Origin of the sequence: Acetivibrio cellulolyticus CD2 (genome assembly GCF_000179595.2) — a bacterium.
Classification (GTDB): domain Bacteria; phylum Bacillota; class Clostridia; order Acetivibrionales; family Acetivibrionaceae; genus Acetivibrio; species Acetivibrio cellulolyticus.
This window is the reverse complement of record NZ_JH556658.1, coordinates 292,136-311,543: the sequence shown is the minus strand read 5'-3', so window position 1 is coordinate 311,543 and position 19,408 is coordinate 292,136. Positions and strand designations below refer to the sequence as shown.

13 protein-coding genes are annotated in these 19,408 nt (G+C 33.4%); 1 reads left to right on the top strand and 12 read right to left on the bottom strand.

The window, feature by feature from the left end; translation table 11 throughout:
- Positions 1 to 7 precede the first annotated feature (7 nt).
- Positions 8 to 1,243, bottom strand: coding sequence for a MobP3 family relaxase (mobP3, locus tag ACECE_RS0217150; RefSeq protein ID WP_010249462.1), 1,236 nt, complete (start codon positions 1,241 to 1,243; stop codon positions 8 to 10).
- Positions 1,224 to 1,721, bottom strand: coding sequence for a hypothetical protein (locus ACECE_RS0217145; protein ID WP_010249460.1), 498 nt, complete (start codon positions 1,719 to 1,721; stop codon positions 1,224 to 1,226). The genes mobP3 and ACECE_RS0217145 overlap by 20 nt, the downstream gene beginning before the upstream one ends.
- Positions 1,722 to 1,883: 162 nt before the next feature.
- Here ACECE_RS0217145 and ACECE_RS0217140 point away from each other — a divergent pair, with 162 nt between their 5' ends.
- A complete protein-coding gene (locus ACECE_RS0217140; RefSeq protein WP_456049028.1) occupies positions 1,884 to 2,345 on the top strand; it encodes a hypothetical protein in 462 nt (153 codons plus the stop codon).
- An 18-nt stretch (positions 2,346 to 2,363) separates the two neighbouring features.
- On the opposite strand, the gene ACECE_RS0217135 is transcribed toward ACECE_RS0217140, so the two are convergent.
- The 10 genes from ACECE_RS0217135 to ACECE_RS0217085 form a co-directional block, all read right to left on the bottom strand.
- Complete coding sequence (locus ACECE_RS0217135; RefSeq protein WP_010249453.1) at positions 2,364 to 3,563, bottom strand: MFS transporter; 1,200 nt, start codon at positions 3,561 to 3,563, stop codon at positions 2,364 to 2,366.
- 21 nt (positions 3,564 to 3,584) lie between these two features.
- Positions 3,585 to 4,121: a Chromate resistance protein ChrB gene (locus tag ACECE_RS0217130; RefSeq protein WP_010249451.1), complete on the bottom strand. Its 537-nt coding sequence runs from the start codon at positions 4,119 to 4,121 to the stop codon at positions 3,585 to 3,587.
- Positions 4,122 to 4,546: 425 nt separating this feature from the next.
- Complete coding sequence (locus tag ACECE_RS27915; protein WP_010249449.1) at positions 4,547 to 5,083, bottom strand: cupin domain-containing protein; 537 nt, start codon at positions 5,081 to 5,083, stop codon at positions 4,547 to 4,549.
- A gap of 14 nt (positions 5,084 to 5,097) precedes the next feature.
- Positions 5,098 to 6,003, bottom strand: coding sequence for an alpha/beta hydrolase (locus ACECE_RS0217120; RefSeq protein WP_010249447.1), 906 nt, complete (start codon positions 6,001 to 6,003; stop codon positions 5,098 to 5,100).
- 90 nt (positions 6,004 to 6,093) lie between these two features.
- Positions 6,094 to 15,591, bottom strand: coding sequence for a hybrid non-ribosomal peptide synthetase/type I polyketide synthase (locus ACECE_RS0217115; protein ID WP_010249446.1), 9,498 nt, complete (start codon positions 15,589 to 15,591; stop codon positions 6,094 to 6,096).
- A 993-nt stretch (positions 15,592 to 16,584) separates the two neighbouring features.
- Entirely contained in the window at positions 16,585 to 16,731 is a 147-nt protein-coding gene (locus tag ACECE_RS31220) for a hypothetical protein (protein WP_162862571.1), read from the bottom strand.
- An 80-nt stretch (positions 16,732 to 16,811) separates the two neighbouring features.
- Complete coding sequence (locus ACECE_RS0217100) at positions 16,812 to 17,546, bottom strand: hypothetical protein (protein ID WP_010249445.1); 735 nt, start codon at positions 17,544 to 17,546, stop codon at positions 16,812 to 16,814.
- A 94-nt stretch (positions 17,547 to 17,640) separates the two neighbouring features.
- Entirely contained in the window at positions 17,641 to 18,012 is a 372-nt protein-coding gene (locus tag ACECE_RS0217095) for a hypothetical protein (protein WP_010249444.1), read from the bottom strand.
- A 12-nt stretch (positions 18,013 to 18,024) separates the two neighbouring features.
- Positions 18,025 to 18,156: a hypothetical protein gene (locus ACECE_RS32110; RefSeq protein WP_268871023.1), complete on the bottom strand. Its 132-nt coding sequence runs from the start codon at positions 18,154 to 18,156 to the stop codon at positions 18,025 to 18,027.
- Between the two features lie 186 nt (positions 18,157 to 18,342).
- Positions 18,343 to 19,395 (bottom strand): DUF3991 domain-containing protein, encoded by a 1,053-nt coding sequence (locus ACECE_RS0217085; RefSeq protein ID WP_010249443.1) that lies wholly within the window; start codon positions 19,393 to 19,395, stop codon positions 18,343 to 18,345.
- Positions 19,396 to 19,408: the final 13 nt, after the last annotated feature.

Here is a 19,408-nt window from a genome sequence, read left to right as displayed (position 1 = left end):
TGGCAAATTATTTTCCCATACCTTTGTCTCTGTTTCTTAAATATAATTCTTTCTTTGCTCTTTTTGATAGCTCTGTACTTTCAGCTTTTTGTGTATCAATATAATCCATGTTTAAATCATCAACATTCTGCTCTATCATCATTAAAATCTCACAAATCATTTGCTGTGTCTTATACGATTTATACTCCTTGGAATATTCCAGTTTTGAAAGTTCGAATTCCTTATTTGCCAGCGTTTTAATTACGGCAATTAAACGGTTTGCAATCAGCTTGTCCATCTCTTTTATTGCTTTATCTCTATGCCTTTCCACACTCACTGGGTCTGTATCGTAGAGCATAGCCATTTTTGACTTTGTATCTGCATACTCATCAATCAGCTGTTTAATATATGGACTTCCTTGCTTTAAATCTTCCACAAGCCTATCCACTTGTTCTTTTACCTCTTCGGGCAGTAGTTGATAATAAAGCCTCCCCTTTTTCGGCAATATATCTTTTAATTGAAATAGCCGAATTGATATTGGTGATAAATCAACCCCTTTCAGAATACTGTCAATTGGAATATCTTTTAACTCTTCATCATCAATCTTTCCAGCCGCTTCCTTTAATTTTTTATATTGTTTTGGATAAATAGTCTTCATATAATCATCAAAATCTTTTACCAAATCATCCGTAACTTCCTTTAGCTCAGATTTATGTTTTTCCTTAGTCCTGCAATAATCGGCTATTTTTTCAGCAAAGGTCTCTTTTATCAATTGAATCCTTATACTGTCAGCTACTTTGGGACTAACATAATTTTTCATTGTCTTTTGATTTTTATCCCAGAATACAATATGAATATGAGGGTGGCTGGGTTCATTATGATGAGCACATACCCAAGAAAGATTTCTCCGGCTTATTCCATTCTTACTTGCTAAAATGTGAATATGTTTTTCCATGTAATTTTTCCATGCATTATGATCTTTTAGTCCAAGTTCTGCGGCAGTTTCAGGAGAAAATGAGATAACACTTCTAAAAATGTTTACTTTCTTATAAGACAGTTCCCGTATTTCTTTTGCAACCTCCTGCCAGGTTTTAAATTCAGTTAAATTCCCCGGTTGAAGTTTACCAAATAGTCCATGGCTCATTCCTTCATTTTTTGATGCACCGGGTCTGGTTGCGATATATCTTATATGAGCATAATTACATTTTGGAGTTTTATTGAAATTAGGAGGCTTGAACCTCTGCTTATACATCAAAATCGACATAAGAAGTATCTCCCCCTTTTATTTCCGAAACAGCTTTTTTAACTTCTTCATCATCCATAAATTTCGCAATAGCATCTCCGCTTTTCATATTTGCATAGGATAATGCCCTCTTTCTTGCGGCCTTTTCTATTTTCTCAAATGATGAATACCTGTCCTTATCAATTAAATCCGAGATGATGGTGATATTGGCATAATAGGCTGCTGCCGAGATGATTGTAAGTCTGTTAATCATACCTGCTAACCGGTTTGCTAATGATTTTATCGAAGCTTCAATTTCTTGATGAATAATGTCAGTTATCATATCTATATTTTCTTCATATCCGTTTACTGCTAAACCTTTTTCGACAAATTCTCTGATTATTTCAGAAGCATAAACATTCTTTTTTGTTGCCAGTTTCTCAATCTGTTCCAAAGTTTCAGTTGGAAATACTACTGACCTTTTTTGAGTCCTTGAGTTATTTTTGACTTTCTCTTTCACAAAATTCCTCCTTTCAATATATAACATCATACTCTTTTTGGACAAAACAAAAGAAGCCAATTTGCGGCTTCTTGCTATATGTATAGTACAATACTTTTATATTGCTTGTTTTTCTATCTGGTTTATACTGTGGCTTTCTGATATAAATTATTTTTTCACTCAGTGATTAGATTGTATCTTAAGGTTCAAGTACAATATAATTTAGATACTGTGTACCTGTCCTACATTCATAGTTATTATGAATATACTAAAGATGGTGTACGCTATCTGATTTCAGGCGGTGCGGGAGCAGAGCTGTTAACTAAAAACAGTTATTACCACTATCTTATTGCAAGAACTGATTATGCTGACAGAATCACCAGGGTTCAACTGCCCTCTCCGGCAAATAACTATATTGCGAGATACTCCGCAACTGTAAAGCTTTTTGCCAAAGCAATGTATGAAGAAAATCCGGTTGCAGTCGTATTTATTATTGCAGCATTTATATTACTCATCCTTTTGCTTGTCGTCAAGGTATATATACGAAGAAAACAGCCACTTGATACTTTCGGCAGGTGGCTGGGAGATATCGGCAAATATGCGGTAAAGCGATTTAGGGAATTGTTTTGTAAAAAAAGTACTTAATAGTAGAAATAAATCACCTCATTTTAACTGATTTCTTCGTCTTTTCAAATAGAACCCCAGCATAAGGATGGAAGCTATAAATGCCATCGCTGAACCAAAGTAAAATGGGGCTCTGTTATCGATTTTATCGTATAGTATGCCAGCAATAAAACTTGCAGGAAATAAGGTAATGCCTATAAGGGAATTATAAATTCCCAATCCGGTACCCCTCTTGTTTTTATCTATAAGATCAGAAACAAGTGCTTTCTGCACGCCGTCAGTTGCCGCACTATAAAGTCCATATAATGCAAAAAGCAAAATTACTGCCATTTTATCATTGGTTTTTCCAAAACCGAAGTAAATAATGGAATAAAGCAGATATCCAAAAACGATTAATCTTTCCCGTCCGAATTTATCCGAGATTATGCCGGCGGGAACGGCAAAGATAACTGAGACTGAATTGAAAATCAGATATACAAGGGGAATAAAAACAGCCTGTATTCCGATATCGTTAGCTTTTACCAACAGAAGGGCGTCGGTAGAATTACCAAGTGTAAAAACAAAAGCAATTGCAAGGAACATATAAAATCTTCCTGGAAAGTCTTTAAATGAAATCTTTCCGGGGAGGTCAGATTTGTTCCTTTTAGCCTCCTTTACAAATAAAATGATAGACAGTACCCCAAGTATACCAGGTATTGCCGATAGCAATAATACCTTTCTGTAGTCGCCCGGAAACACTGATAAGATTGCAAAAGCCAACAGTGGTCCAACTATTGCGCCGCTATTATCCATTGCTTTATGAAATCCGAAACTTCTTCCTTTTTTACTATCACTTGACGATCCGGCAATAAGACTGTCTCTTGGTGCGGTTCTTATTCCTTTTCCGACCCTTTCGGCAAATCTGATTATTAAAACTTGAAGAGGTGAAGTTACTATTGAAAACAGCGGACATAAAATAGCGGTAAAAGCATAGCCTACAACCATAAAAGGTTTGTTTTTGCCTATTTTATCACTCCACCAGCCGGACAAAGCCTTAAGAACTGATGCAGTGCTTTCTGCGATTCCTTCAATAAGGGACAATTCTGTTTTTGACGCTCCTATAGAGAGTAGAAAAAGTGGCATTATGGCATAAACCATCTTTGTGGTTGTATCAGTCAAAAAGCTGGTTATTCCTGCAAAAAATATATTCCATTCAAGTCCTAAAACCTTTTTCTGCTTATTTTGATCGGTATTCACCATATCAATGCCTCCTCCGTATGCTTATTTGTTATTATGCTTATAAACCATATCACTGTATTCATCAAAGGCTTTTTGGACTTGATCCAGCTTTTCTTTTGCATAACTGCTTTTGGGTGCATTAAATACATCTCTTGATTCAAGTTTTGAAAACCATGACAAGAGTTTATTAAGCTCTTCTTCCTCTTCTTCAATCTCAGCAAAGGTGAATTTCTCTATAGCAATCTCTTTCTCAAGTTCCTTAAAATAATCCCCACATTTTTCGATAAATTCATTGTATTCTTCATCCCGTGCATTATTGAAATAGGAAATGACCTTTTGTTCATACCTTGGCTCAAGAAACTCACACTGCATCAGAAGTACTTCTCCGAAATTAGATTCCATCTCTTGAGAAATAGCTTGTAATGCAGAGTAATTTCCATCACTATGGGGTAAAACCCACATGGATTGTTGTATATTGACGGCACCTAGCTTTTTCAGGTTTCTCCACGCTGCAACCCTCAACCTTGAGGGTTCAGAAGGCAAATTGTAATTTATGACGATCCATTTTCTTTTTTCCATTTTCCAACCTCCATTGTAACATCTGTTACAATTATACAATAATGTAACGTCCGTTACAATAGATAATTACCAAATTACCTTAAATCTCCTGCAACCTAGCTTAATTTTTAACGTATAATATATGATAGGATAGTAATTATCAACAATTTGGAGGGGTTGTGGCTAGAACCCCAAATCTATTACTACTGGATAAGAAGAATGCATACAATAGCCTTTGAAACCAATACTTTACTGCCAACACAAAATAGCCAGCAGATAGTGCCTGTTGCAGTAAACAGTCTGCAGTAAGTATACATCTTCCTTCTATCTCGGTGGAGCATATACAATGGGGCATCTGTGGAAATCATTGAAACTGTTATTTCTGTATTAAAATCGTCATACTAAAAGATCGTAAGATAAAGGAAGATGTATATTGTCTGCAGTTTTTATTTATAAACCGATCGATAACCAAAAATCTTGGCAATAGGTCCTACTATATTAAAAAATAGCTTTTGCACCCATATTGCTCCCGGCAAGAAGGTCTGATCTTTCATTTCATATCCATTAACCGCCAGCTGTAAAAAATTTGGCATTCCCTTTTTGTTTGTTTTTCCGTTTCTTGCCAAATAAAAGCAAGTTTCATAATAATCTTCATAATTCAAAGCAGGACGTATTTCGGACTTAATCATTATTTCTTCGGTTCCACTATTCCATGCAGTGTGAGGAACTCCTCCGGGTAATACTGCAGAATCACCAGGTTTAAAAACTCTATCCTCTCCATTAATTTTAAATGTAACAGTTCCCTTTGCAACTTCAAACCTTTCCTCTGCATTTGGATGCAAGTGTTCCGGCGTAATAGGGGAATTAGGTTTAGCATAATACTCATATCTTACATATTTTCCACCAGTATCTTTTGATGTTTCTAAAAAAATAATTTTTTCCCCTGTAACTGGATTTTCGATAATATCACCTTTTTTAGCCATTAAAAGTCCCCCTATCATTTCATGTATTTATCTAACTTTTCTACTACCCTATCAATAACACTATCTAAACATTCATTAAAAATAAGATGACTATCTATATCAAATTCAACCTTTTCTTTTGTCTTACATTTAATTTTTTCATATACCAAGTCACTATATTCTTTTACAAATAACGGATCACCTTTTGATACCAAAACTACAACTGGGCATTTTATACTCCCATCTGTAATATGTGTCATGTCACAAGCAAAAAGGCTCGCCAAAAATGAAATAGGATATTTAGTCATTCCTATCGGATCAGTATAAAAGTAGTCCTTCCATTCTTTTGTAGAGAATACTTTATCAGCATCAAGGTAGAAATCCATAGCCAATTGTTTTTTAGGCATAATCTTAGCACCTAATTTCATTACACCAATAATAGGGTTATATAAAGGTGTCAGCCAATTTGGGAACCTTGTTACTTTAATAGATTCTTTTAAGGAAGTTAATAGAATATTGTGAGGAAAAACTGCTTTTATCCTATTATCCAAACCTGCAAGAGAAATTGAGAGAACTCCTCCTTGGCTTGACCCCATAAGCCCGACATTATCATTAAAATTTTTAATAACATATGTAATAGTATCCTTTACGTTTGCAATCATATGATCTATTGTAAAAGCTTTTATCTCTCTAGGGCTTTTCCCGTGGGATAAATGGTGAACGCCTATAACATTATAACCTTTTTTACAAATCTCATTTAGAAATGGGCTATAAAATAAAGGATGTGTCATTGTCCCTGCTATAAAGACAATATTAGGATTGCTTTTAGAATCACTTTTCCAAATTGATAATGCAATTTGAGTTCCGCTGGATGGAATTAAAATCTCCTCATAATTAGGCAAATTCACGGAATTGTTATTCATTACTTCTTCTATTCTCATATTACCAACCCCCAATTTTTTAATGTTTTTATTTTTATGATATACGGTAGTATAATACTACCGTATATCTATTCCTGCATTATTGCAAGTTTATTTTTTTAACTGTCCTAGTTTTTCTGTCAGTATGCTGTAATCTATAGCTGATGGTTTTTGTAAATATCCTACTTTAATACAGTAATTAACATATGTCTTGATAATATTCTTATCTATTCGCGGGCAATTCAACTCTGCTTCATTCAGATATTTTTGGGCTATACTGGAGTCATATCTGATCTCTGTGCTATAAAAGTCGTCCAAGTATACAATAATATTCTGTAACCCTTTCATATACTCTTCATCATTTCTAAAGCTATAAACATTTTCTTTATACCATCCTGAATCCATTATATTAATGTCATATCCTGCATCTTTTATATAACCCCATAGTTGATTTCTGCTAACAGGATTGGGATTACAAATGTGAAGCGTTTTTCCCATAGATTTTGTATTTAACGATAGCATAACAATTGCATTGCTTGCAAAATCCACCGGAGAAAATTCTACTAAATCATTTTGAGAATCAGGAACAACCCCCATTTGAATCGCAGCTTTTATGAAACGGTACATAGCATCTGCATGGATATCCTTTTTGAACTTTCCATTTGTAGAATCTCCCATTATAAATCCTGTCCTGAATATTCTGACCGGATATCCTCTAAACATATATTCACGAACTATTTTTTCAGCTTTATATTTTGTTTTTTCATATATATTAGGTAAAATAGCATCCTCAAAAAAGTCAGTTTCTCTGAAGGTCTTATCTTTCCTATCGTTCATTAATCCGCTTACTCCAACAGTTGAAATATAATTCAAGGCTTTAACCTTATACTCATTACAAAAAGCTATAACATTATTTGTAGCAGTAATATTGGATTTTATAAATTCCGCTTCATCTTCTGCATAATGTTTTACATTAGCTGCTGCATGATAAACTGCATCAACTTCCGACGCTAATTTTTTATATTCTTCTGCACCCATTCCGAAGCAGTTTTCTCCCAAATTCCCGTTTACTACAGTTATCCTTTTTCCATAGTTGGAATTTGTCCATTTTTCTTCAAATAAATATTCTAGATTTTTACAAACCCTTTCTTTTGCATTTTCCTTATCGTTTCCTCTTGCCAAACAATAAATTTTAAAATCAGTATTATTTAATAGCTGCCAAGTAATATATCCGCCTAAAAATCCTGTAGCACCGGTAACAAAAGCTGTGTTTATTTCTTGATTTGAATAGTCTTTGTGTACTATTTCCTCTGTATAATTTTCCAATGCAACAGGGTTATCTTTTGATAATGTAGCTGCTTTCTGCTGAAGTTCTGCTCCTTTTTCATGTTTTTCCAATACCTTGCAGATTTCTTGTATTGTAGTGTTATTAAACAGTTCCTTAACATCCAACTTATTATACTGTGCTTTCAATTTTGCCATAACTTGCATAATAAGAAGCGAATCTCCTCCAATATCAAAGAAATCCTGGTTAACACCAACACTATCTAATTTAAGAACTTCGCACCAGATATTAGCCACCTTAATTTCCATTTCTGTTTGAGGTTTAATTATCGTGCTGTTATCAATTAAATCTGCAAATTTCACGCTTGGCAGATGTAATCTATCTATTTTTCTATTTGGTGTTAATGGCATTTCATCCAACTGCATAAACACAGATGGGAGCATATAGCTTGGAACTTTACTGGAGACAAATTCCTTTAACTCCTTAATATTAACTTCTTCTTTAGATGTTATAAATGCCACCAACCTCTTTGTTCCATTTGAATCTTCTCTAATTACAACGGCTACCTCATCCACTTTTTCATATTCAGAAATAACGTTTTCCAACTCACCTAATTCTACTCTGAACCCTCTAATCTTTACCTGGTGATCCTTTCTTCCAAGGAATTCTATATTTCCATCAGAGCCTATCCTAGACAGATCTCCTGTTTTATAAATTTTTCCGCCTTTATTACCTATAAAATCAGGTATAAATACTTCGTTTGTTTTTTCACTATTATTTAAATATCCCCTGGCAACATTATATCCCCCAATACATAGTTCACCAATAGCTCCATTGCCTAACAACTTATTATTTTCATCCAAAATATAAATTTGAACGTTGGAAATAGGTTTTCCTATGGTTACAACATTAACATCATTACTTATTTTGTAGTCAATATCATGATAAGTAACAACATGAGCTTCTGTTGGTCCATATGCATTTACAATAGTGTGCTTTGTTCCAAAAGCACTTTGCCAATCCTTAACAGATCTGCCGCTCATGGCTTCTCCTGCAACAAATATATATTTCAAATGATTAAATGTGAACTTTTGAGCATTTTCCGATAAATAGATTGCCATTTGATTGAAAAAGCTTGTTGGGAAAGATAATATAGTAATCTCCTCTTTTTCAGCCATATTAGCAATTGTTTCCGGAATCTTATCCTCATCATCTATTAAATATAATGTTGCACCACTTAACAATGATGAGAAAATTTCTTGGAAGGAGACATCAAAACTTAATGATGCAAATTGAATCTGTTTGTCACCTTTGCCGATTCCGTATCTCCTAATTTCCCATTCCATCAGATTAGCAACCGCTTTATGATGCATCATAACACCCTTTGGTTTACCAGTAGATCCTGAAGTATATAATACATATACCAAATCTGAAACCGAAGTTATAAGTTCTAAATCATTACCCGACATTTCATTAATATCTTTTTTGGTATAAATCCTTCCAATTTGCTGCCAAGCCTGTGTTCCTGCATCTTCGTCAATTAATACAATGGTCATAATTTTCTCAGTCTTTTGACATATCTTATTTATAATATCAAAATATCTTTTTTGTGTAATAATAATTTCAATCCCTGAGTTTTCCAGCATATACAATATTCTATCTTCCGGATAGCCAGGATCTACAGGAACATAAGCAGCACCTGACTTTAATATACCAATCGTACCGCTAATCATTTCAATGCTTTTACTTACCATTATTCCTACCAACGAATCCTGCTTACTTCCTAAATTGCGTAAAAGCTGAGCAACTTTATTGGATATGACATCCAACTCCCTGTAATTAACTTTTTGATTTTTATAAACAAGGGCAATTTCCTGCGGAGTTTTAGTAGCTTGTTCAGTAAACATCTCATGAATCGGTTTATCAATGCTGTAATCAGTATCTGTATCATTAAACTCCTTAATAAGCTTTAGTTCATTTTCAGTAATTACTTCCGTTTCACTAATTAGTTGATGCTCATCTTCCAACATCTGTGCTAAAATTAGCTTATATTTATCCATAAATTTTTCAATCATATTTGGGCTGAATTTATCTGTATTATATTCAAAGTTAACAGCTAAACCGTTTTTATTTTCCAGTATATTAACTAACAAGTCATATTTACTGGTTACCGATACTAGATTATCTAGCTTGACATTCATATTTTTAAATTTATAGTTGATAGGAACGTTTTGCATTACAAACATGGTTGAGAATAGCTGGATTCCTCTCTTAACATCTATCCTATTAACCAGCTTCTCATATGGATAATCCTGGTTTGCAACTGCACCCGAAACTCTATTCATTACTTTATTTATTAACTCTATATGAGTGCTATTTGAGTCAACATTTTGTCTTATGCACAAAGTATTAACAAAGAAACCCATTACACTCTCAAGCATTTCTACTGTTCTATTTGCTGATGGAATACCAACTACAATATCTTTTTCACCAGTTAGAGCGTGCAATAGTTCAAAATAGCATCCCAGTAATACCGAATAAATGCTACAGTTGTATTTTTTTGCTACTTCTTGAATTTGCAGTATTTTGTCTGTTTCTATAAAGCAGCTTCTTATTGCACCATTCAATACATTATCTCCAACTCCGGTTACATCGGATGGCAATTGAACAATCGGGATATTTCCTTCCATTTCCTTTAACCAATATTCCTCTTGCTTTTTCAAATATTTATCATTGTCAATTTCTTGGTTATACCAATAAGCATAATCGACATAATCAATATCCAAATCTTGTAACATAACATCTTTATTATTTATAAGGCAATCGTAAACATGAGAAAGCTCCTGTATAAATATCCCCATACTCCAGCTATCTGTAATAATATGATGCATATTAACATAAACCCTATGTAGATTATCGTCAATCTTAAATATAATACATCTAATAAGCGGGCCTTTTTCTAAGACAAACGGCTTCCTTATATCCTCCTCCATACAAGCCTTTATATAACTTTCTGAATTATCTCCCGGAACTGTTACTAATGGAATTTCAATTTTAAATTCCTCCATTATCTTTTGTTTTGGAATACCCTCTACCTCAACAAATACAGTTCTTAAAGCCCCATGTCTATTAACTATGTAATTAACAGCGTCACGTAATTTCTCGATATCCAGCTCTCCCTCAAATGTGGCACTAGCAGGTACATTGTAGTTAGGATTATCGGGTTCAGTTTTATACAATACCCACAATCTTTTCTGTGCACTGGACAAAGAATATAACTCCTGCTTTTCTAATTTGTTAATTACTATCTTATCAGAGCAAGCCTCTCTGTTGCCTATCTCATCTTTTAAGTAATCACATAAAGCTTTAATAGTTTGATATTCGAATATTATCGTTGGATATAACTCTATATTTAGAATACTACTTACCTTTTTTACTAACCTTAATGCAGCTAATGAGTCTATACCTAAATCCAGAAGATTTTCTTCCTTATTTATTTCATCAGCATCCTTGCCTAACAAGTTAGCAACAACTTTAGTTACAGTATCCTCCAAATCAGTATTATCCGATGAAATCTCAAGACCAATTACCTCTTCCTCAATTTTATCTTCATTCTCGAATTCCTCATCAAACTTTTCCTCAGCCTCAATTGCCGAGTTATTATAAGTTAATTTTGATTCACTAATCCAATATCTTGTTTTCTCAAATGGATAAAGCGGCAAATAGATTTTATTTGCAGAACATTCTTTATAGAATAGCTTCCATTGAATTTTAAGTCCATTTACCCATAAGGATGATACAGCTCCCATTAAAGCTTCAATTTCACTATTGCAGTATTTGTTTAATGAACTAACGATAACTAATTTTGAATTACCTTCTCCAATACCTCTTATATAGCTTGTTAAGTTCTTTGAAGGCCCTATCTCAATATAAGTATAGTACTTGTTTCTTATTAAGCTTTCTATGCCATCCATAAATAATACAGTATTTCTTAGCTGTTTTACCCAATAATCCGGACTACACATTATATCCGTTTCTATTTTTCCTGTTAAATTTGAAACAAATGGAATACTTGGTTTATTGAACTTTATGGTAGCAAGAGTCTTTGAAAATTCATCTAAAATCGGCTCCATAAGTTTAGAATGGAACGCATTTGAAACAGACAATTCTCTATAGGCGATCTTTTCTTTTTCAAGCTCATCCTTAAATCTACTAATATTCTCCTTTAAGCCCGAAATAACTATATTGTCTTTGGTATTTATAACACCAAACTCCAAACCAAATTTTCCAACAATTCCTTCAATCTTTTCTTTTTCCGAAAGAACCAGGAGCATAGTTCCATTGCTTGCAAGACTTTGCATCAACGTAGCTCTTCCAACAACTAATCGTATTCCGTCTTCTAATGAAATTACATCTGCAATACAAGCTGCAGGATATTCTCCAATGCTGTGTCCTATTACTGCTGATGGTTTTATTCCATAACTAATCCATACTTTAGCCAATGCATATTCCAATGTAAAAATAGCAGGTTGACAGTATATAGTCTGCTGAAGCAAGCTACCATACTCTTCATTGTCTTTATCTGCAAACATTATTTCCCTTATATCTATATTTTGCGGCATGTACTTGATTAACAAATGTGCACATTTATCTACATTTTCCTTGAAAACAGGATTCGAATCATATAATTCTTTTCCCATTCCCAAATACTGTAATCCCTGACCGCCAAATGCAAATACGATTTTTTCATTAAGCTCTCTAAGACTTTCACCTTCATATGTGTTCTTAGACCTTGTATTTTTATTTACATCCTTTAGAATATCAATCAGTTCTGCAGTACTGTTAGTAACAATAGCTCTTCTAAAGCTTAATTCTTCTCTGCAAGTGTTTCGTGTAAATGCAATATCTTCCATTTTTAGTTCTTTATTCTTAAGTAAATATTCGTACAGTTCATCAGTTTGGGCTGATAAAGATTTTTTTGATTTTGCAGACAATGTAATAATATGACATTGTCCCTTACTGCTGTTTTCAAGGGATTCTTTTTTTGGTGCTTCCTCAATAACTGCATGTGCATTAGTTCCACCAAATCCAAATGAACTTATTCCAGCCGTTAATGGTCTTGAGGCTTCCCATTCCGATAATTCCCTTACAGGATATAAAGATGTATTTTCAAAATTAATTTGCTTATTTTCATTATTTAGTGTTTTTATAGGTAACAACTTTTCATTCTTAATGCACAATAACACCTTAATTAAGCCTACTACACCGGCGGCAGCCATGGCATGTCCCATATCACTTTTTACAGATCCTATTGCTATAGTTTGCTTTTCTTTATAATCCCTAAAGAATTGATTTAATGCCCGTACTTCAATCGGATCACCAATAATTGTTCCTGTTCCATGTGCTTCAATATAACTAACTTTCTTAGGTTCAACACCAGCATCTTCATATGCTGATTGTAATACCCCAATTTGCCCCTTTGGGTTAGGTGCCATTAACCCTAATGAATGGCCGTCGTTATTAACCGCAACCCCCTTAATAACCCCATAAATTCTGTCATTATCTTCAATTGCCTTACTAAGTGGTTTAATGAGTATGGTTGAAATACTTTCACAAGGTACAAATCCATCTGCACTTTCATCAAAGACCTTACATCTTCCCTCATTAGATAATGCACCTGTTTTACTGAATAATATCTGCATGCTTGGAGTATTCATTAGATTGACTCCTCCCACTACAGCCATAGAGCATTCACCGTTTCGGACTGCATTGATTGCCAGATTTAATGCAATAAGCGAAGATGAACAGGCCGTATCCAAAGTTATAGCAGGCCCTCTTAAATTAAAATACTGCGATAATCTGGCTGAAATCATATTTAACATATTTCCAACTAATGTCGTTTGATTAGCCGCCTGTAGTCCATTATTAGCAATATGTAAATTTACAAGTTCTCCGTAACTGTTATTGCTGCATCCTATATAAACACCCACTCTATTATCATTTTTAATATGCTCAAATGCTCCTGCATCTTCAAAGAGCTGATATACAACCTCTAGAAGCATTCTCTGCTGGGGATCCATATGCATAGCTTCATTTTGAGAAATCCCAAAGAACTTGGCATCAAATTTATCTACATTCTTTAAAAATCCACCTCGGACATCTAGTCCTTCTATTGACCATCTTCCGGAATTATCATTATTAATAAATTCGACACCATTTAAAAGGTTTGTCCACAATTCATCTATATTATCCGATTCAGGGAATTTTCCCGCAATTCCTATGACAGCCATATCTTCTTTTGTCGACTCTTTATCCATTTTAACGTTTACTGCTGCTTTAATGTCATCTTTACCCGATAATTTTCGTTCAATATATATAACCATCTCTTTTATTGTCTTGCATTCAATAAGTATATCCTGACCGAACTCTGTCTTAAATTCACTTTCAAGTCCATTTAGTAATTGCATTGCTTTTATAGAGTTACCGCCAAGATATACAAAAGTGTCATTATTTTTAATGTCATCAATATCAATACTTAAAACTTTAGACCATAACATTCTAACTATTTTTTCAATCTTTCCTAGATCTTCAATATCCTCTGCATTTCCAGCTTTAACTAAGTGGTTCCTATTTTCATTAAGCAGGTTTACTTCTTTGTTTTTATACATTTTAACTAATTTAAAGTGCTGTACCTTACCGCTTGCAGTTAAAGGCATATCATCTATTATTATCACATCATCCACGTGCATGCCTACAACTTCTGCTATTTTTCTTTTCAACTCTCCTATATCAATAAGTCTATTATTTTGTGGCTTACAAATAAAAAGTGCTATTCTATTTGTATCATTAATATCATCCGGTATTTGACATACGGCAATTCTAATATCATTTTCGATTAATTTATTTTTATATATCAAGGTCTCTATATCGAAAGAATACATGTTTTTGCCATTAACAAATATTACATCTTTTTTTCTTCCTGTTACTATCAATCTACCATTTAAAATAAACCCTAAATCTCCAGTGTTAAACCAGCCGTCTTTGAAAACCTCTTTATTTAGCTCCGGCATATTATAATAACCTTTTATTACATTAGGTCCCTTTATTAATATATTTCCAATTTCACCTTCATCCACAATTTCAGCTAAATCGTTAACTATTTTTATTTCTACTTCCATTGCCGGATAACCTTCATCCACAAATGATATGTACTTATCATCCTTAGCCTTTTCAGCTTTGTTTAATTCCGAGAATACCTTTCTATCCAACATGTGGAATAAACATTTCTCATCTATTGGAGAAAGACTCACAACTAAAGTTGCTTCTGCCAAACCATAACATGGCAGCATTACACTCTCTTTTAATCCCAATCTGCTAAAGGTCTTAAGGAAAGCCTCTGATATTTCTACTGATATTGGTTCTCCTGCATTTATAATAGCCCTCAAAGAAGATAAATCAATTCCTTCATATTTATGATTTTGCACAGTTCCCAGCATTAACTTTATTCCAAAATTTGGTGTGCCGGTTATGGTGGCTTTATGCCTGCTTATTTTTTCAAACCAAATATCAGGTTTCTTTATAAATAGCATTGGCGGAATTTTTACTTGAGTCATACCTACAAATATTGATGTGAGATGAAAACCTACTAATTGAAAATCATGAGTATATGGCATCCAACTTAAAGTTGTATCATTTTTTCCTAATTTTAACCCTCTGCTTGTTTGAATAACGTTACCAACAAGGTTGTAATGGGTCATTGCAACACCTTTTGGTGTTCCTGTTGTTCCTGAAGAAAATTGTAAAATAGCTATTTCATCTTTATCCGGACGGTAACATTCATCAGCAGATACTTTCCTGGCAGAGACTTCCTCGAATATTATCAAATCTTCAATGTTTATTTTTTTACAATAGTATTTATAATTTTTTTCTTCTATCAGCAATTTACAATTGTTAAGAAGTTCCTTTACATTTTTTAATTTTTCCAGATCATCAAGTGATCCGTTAATACCTAATGGCAACGGGACTGGAACTATTCCTCCCAAAATACATGCCCATAAAGCAATTGTAAACTTCATATCATCTTCAAATTGAATTATTAATTTATCTCCAGCCTTTATTCCTTTATCCTTCAGTCCCCCTACATATTGCAATACTAGTTCTCTTAACTCGTCATAACTGACAAAACGTTCTGTAAGATCTAAATTCACAAAAACTATACCTTTTTCACTATTAACTTTTGTCAGTTCTAAGAATAGTTCTACCAAGTTGTCATAAGGTAATTTTTCAATCCGCTCTCCCTTTATTACTGATTTTCTTTTTTCCATAGTAATTCCCCCAATTATTATGATAAGTAATTAATGTGGTGCTAAAAATACAAAAATTATACTATCATATAAATCAGTCCAAGACCATGAAAATTATGTAAAATTACATAAGAATTATACTTAATATACCTTTTACCTAAACACTGTAGGTATTCATCTCATTGTTAAAAAATTCTTAGATCTTCATAGTTTTTATATAAATAATTAATGTAGTGCTAAATACAAAAATTATACTACCATATAAACCAGTCCAATATTATGAAAATTATTTAATAATTTACACAAGAACTATACTTAATATACCTTTCACTTAATGACTGTAGGTATTCATCTCATTGTTAAAAGAATCTTAGATCTTCATAGTTTATTATACATGTCTTTTCGAGGCTTATATTTCATAACATTTATTCTCTATAGGTTTTAGTTTAAGCAAACAGTTAAATTTTATAAGATATGATATTAAAGGGGTATCACCAACATTAACAAAATCCTACGCTAAGACATTATTTGGCAATGATACCCCTATATTTATTACTCTAAGCCTGTATCGTAGGAGTTAATGTCATTTAATAGAAATTTACTATAGCTTTGGCTTTTTCAAGGATATCCATGCCAACAATCGCACCTATTTCAAATCCATATTGCATGGTTCCTACGTCAACCTTAAAATCCTTCAATGTGGTAGTATCTAAGAGGCACCTGTGAAAAGTTAGGGAAACAATCCGAAGGCAAAAAAGAATGATGACACTAATTATGATGCAATTTGGGTTTTGACTAAAACCAGTGGTAATAAGGCAATATTTTGGGTATATAAGTAGTTTAGCATAAGGAATAATTGCGAAATCTTACACATATTGGTTGAGCCGATATACAATTAATATTAACCTGAAAGACAGTGCCCATATAAACATATAAGTGTGATATCTAGTAAAAAGGTTTAATAAATAACATTGTTTTACATTCACATTTCAGTACAGAGTACAGATGCTCTCATTACCCGATTAACGAAATTACTGATTGTTTGTTACAATTAGAAGTAACAATGTCTTTATCTTCTTCAAGGTAATTGCTATTTTTCAGTCCTAAAAACGTACTTCCTAGTCCTCGCCTGAAAGCTTCTTTAAATTGACCTTTGGTCATACTTTTAATTCCTTCGATTAAGGGTATAAACACCAATAATCATTATTTCATACTATATGGCTAATTAAAAGTAAAATCACTCATAAATCGAGCATTGAAAAATTCTCCTTCCAAGCTGAGTTAAGCAGTATTTCACATTGTTTCTTTACTTCATAAAAATGATTGGGCTGAAGGATAAAAATGTAATCTCTAATTGTTCCCCGAATGAATTTTAGTCCCAACCACTTACAACCCATAAAATCGTCATGTAGCTTTCTAAATTTATTTAAATATTCTTTCTCTTGCTTACGTTCTCTATGGTTATAAAAAACAATACTTTTACCAAGCTTGTAATAATCTTTCAGCTCATTCATACCAATATACTTGTTACCCTTATTACCAGTTAGCGATACACTTCCAACTTGTAAACCGTTATCTGGATCAAGAAAGACAATATTACAATCTTTCAGTAGTCTTAATGCTTCGTTATGCCAAGACTGTCTAAGCATACGACGTTTCATAAAGTCTGGTTCTTTGGATAAATCTAGCACTCTATCATAAAAAACAGTATTACTCGGTAAAATCTTGGCATTCTGCACACTATTTACATCTCTTTTATTGTTATCAAGGATATCTTTTAGCATGCAATAAAGTTCGTTATCATAGTCTTTATAAACATCCTTATATAGATAAGACGTGTGCTTACCGTCTGAGTTATGCTTTTCATCAGGTGTTAAATACCAATTCACTCCCAATAACATACCTGTTTTTGAGATATTTCTTAGCAGGGCATATTTTCCGTAATCTCCAACATCAGCAACATATCTGTTTTGCATATTTGTTCTCCTATAATTTATTATAGGCCTCCCTTTAAATAGTGCCTTATATAAAGTTCTGACTCTACCTATCAAGTAATAAACTAAAATATTATCAAGGTAAGATTTCAATATAAAAAGAATCCCCAACCTTGCCACTCCCACATATCCCATTCTTTAATAATTTAAGATAATCTAATATGGTAAAAATAAATGTACAATGACATCCATGACCATTATCCCTAGAACAAAAAACCCTAGGATTGAATGCTTTTATGTCATTTGTAGTACATCTCTTACCTGCAAACTTCTCATATACGTCAATAAAATCCTGTATCTTAAGATATAGTTTTGAATTACCCCGTTTATAAACAATTCTTTCATTTGAAACTGAAACTATTTCGGATGACCCTCTGCCTGGATTGTCAAAGACCATACCTACCTTAACATTATCTCGTATTGCACAAATTAATTCTGTTTTTAACATTTTATTTAATCCTCACTTATATTTAAATGAACTTCGCATTTTGACACTAGTTTCAGTACAATATTGATTATTTTCTTTTGTTATTTTATCATATTTGGCTATAATTTCCCATCCATTATATAAATCTTCTAGGTATTGACTCATAGCATCACCCCTGTAGGTGATATAGAATTATTGAATAACCCGTTGCCGACACTGTCGGCAAGCTGTATCTCTGTGGGGTGAGAACCCCACTATTCCTGCCTTACCTTAAAAGATAGAGGTCCACATGACCTCTATCTTCTGGTCGGGTCTTCTTTAAGGAAGGTTTTCTACTAATGAGAAAAAAGTTCATAGTTCAAATTCCTCCAGTGAATTTTCATCAACAGCATCTTTTTCAAATGCTAATCTTAGTTCATTTTCTCTAATAGTATCCAAATCTGCTGGTGTTTTACCTCCTCTTATTCCAAGTAAATCCTGATTAAAATCCTTGAGATGTGGTTTATGAATTGCAACATCATAGCCCATTTCATTATATTTATCACACCATTTCCTCGCTGCTAACTGGCCCCAATTTCTATAATTGTCGTCTTTATCCCTTGCAAGATAATCATTATCCAGTGCAAATACAATTTTATTAATTTCAGGGTGCCAGCTTAAATACCTTTCAAGAGCTCCATCCCAAACACATCCAAGAGAAATCCTATGGTCATCCTTCCAATCTTTTTTAAACATACCTGCAAGTGTAGCATGGCTCATAGCATCAATAGGGCTTTCACATACAAACAGATGATTCCCTTTTCCTTCTATAACAAAAGGATAGCTTTTATCAGAATTAACTGCATCCATTTTAAATGGTTTGCTCCCATATGTACCTCGCATAGAACAGTATTTTGCAGTACCGGTCTCATCATATCCAACAAAAACACAGTTTCCATACTTTCCTTCCTGATAAATTTTCTTCTCATTCATTAATACTGATACAATTTGAGAATCAATACCCCTTATAGAAATCAAATACCAATAAACCCTTTTGAAGTTTTCTGCTTTATCCGGAAGAATTACCTCCCCTTTCTCTTCTTTAACATAAGTTACACTCTCACGAATATAGCTCTCATAACGTTCTCCTAGCAGCATTGCTACTGCCTCCTGATAAGATGCGTTCCCATATTTCATCACAAAATCAATTGGACCACCTTTTTCGTCGGCAGTCCAATGATAAAAACGATTGCTATCTTTGAATATATATAGTCCTCCTGATTGTTTAGCATGCATTGCTTTACGCCCGCCTTTTTCAAGTTGAAAACCATATTGTCGTGCTAGGTCAATTAAATCAACACTGTTAGCACGTTGGATTTCTTCATCTGTAAAATGGCGGTATGTTTTCTTTATTTCTGTGGTCATTAAATGCACCTCC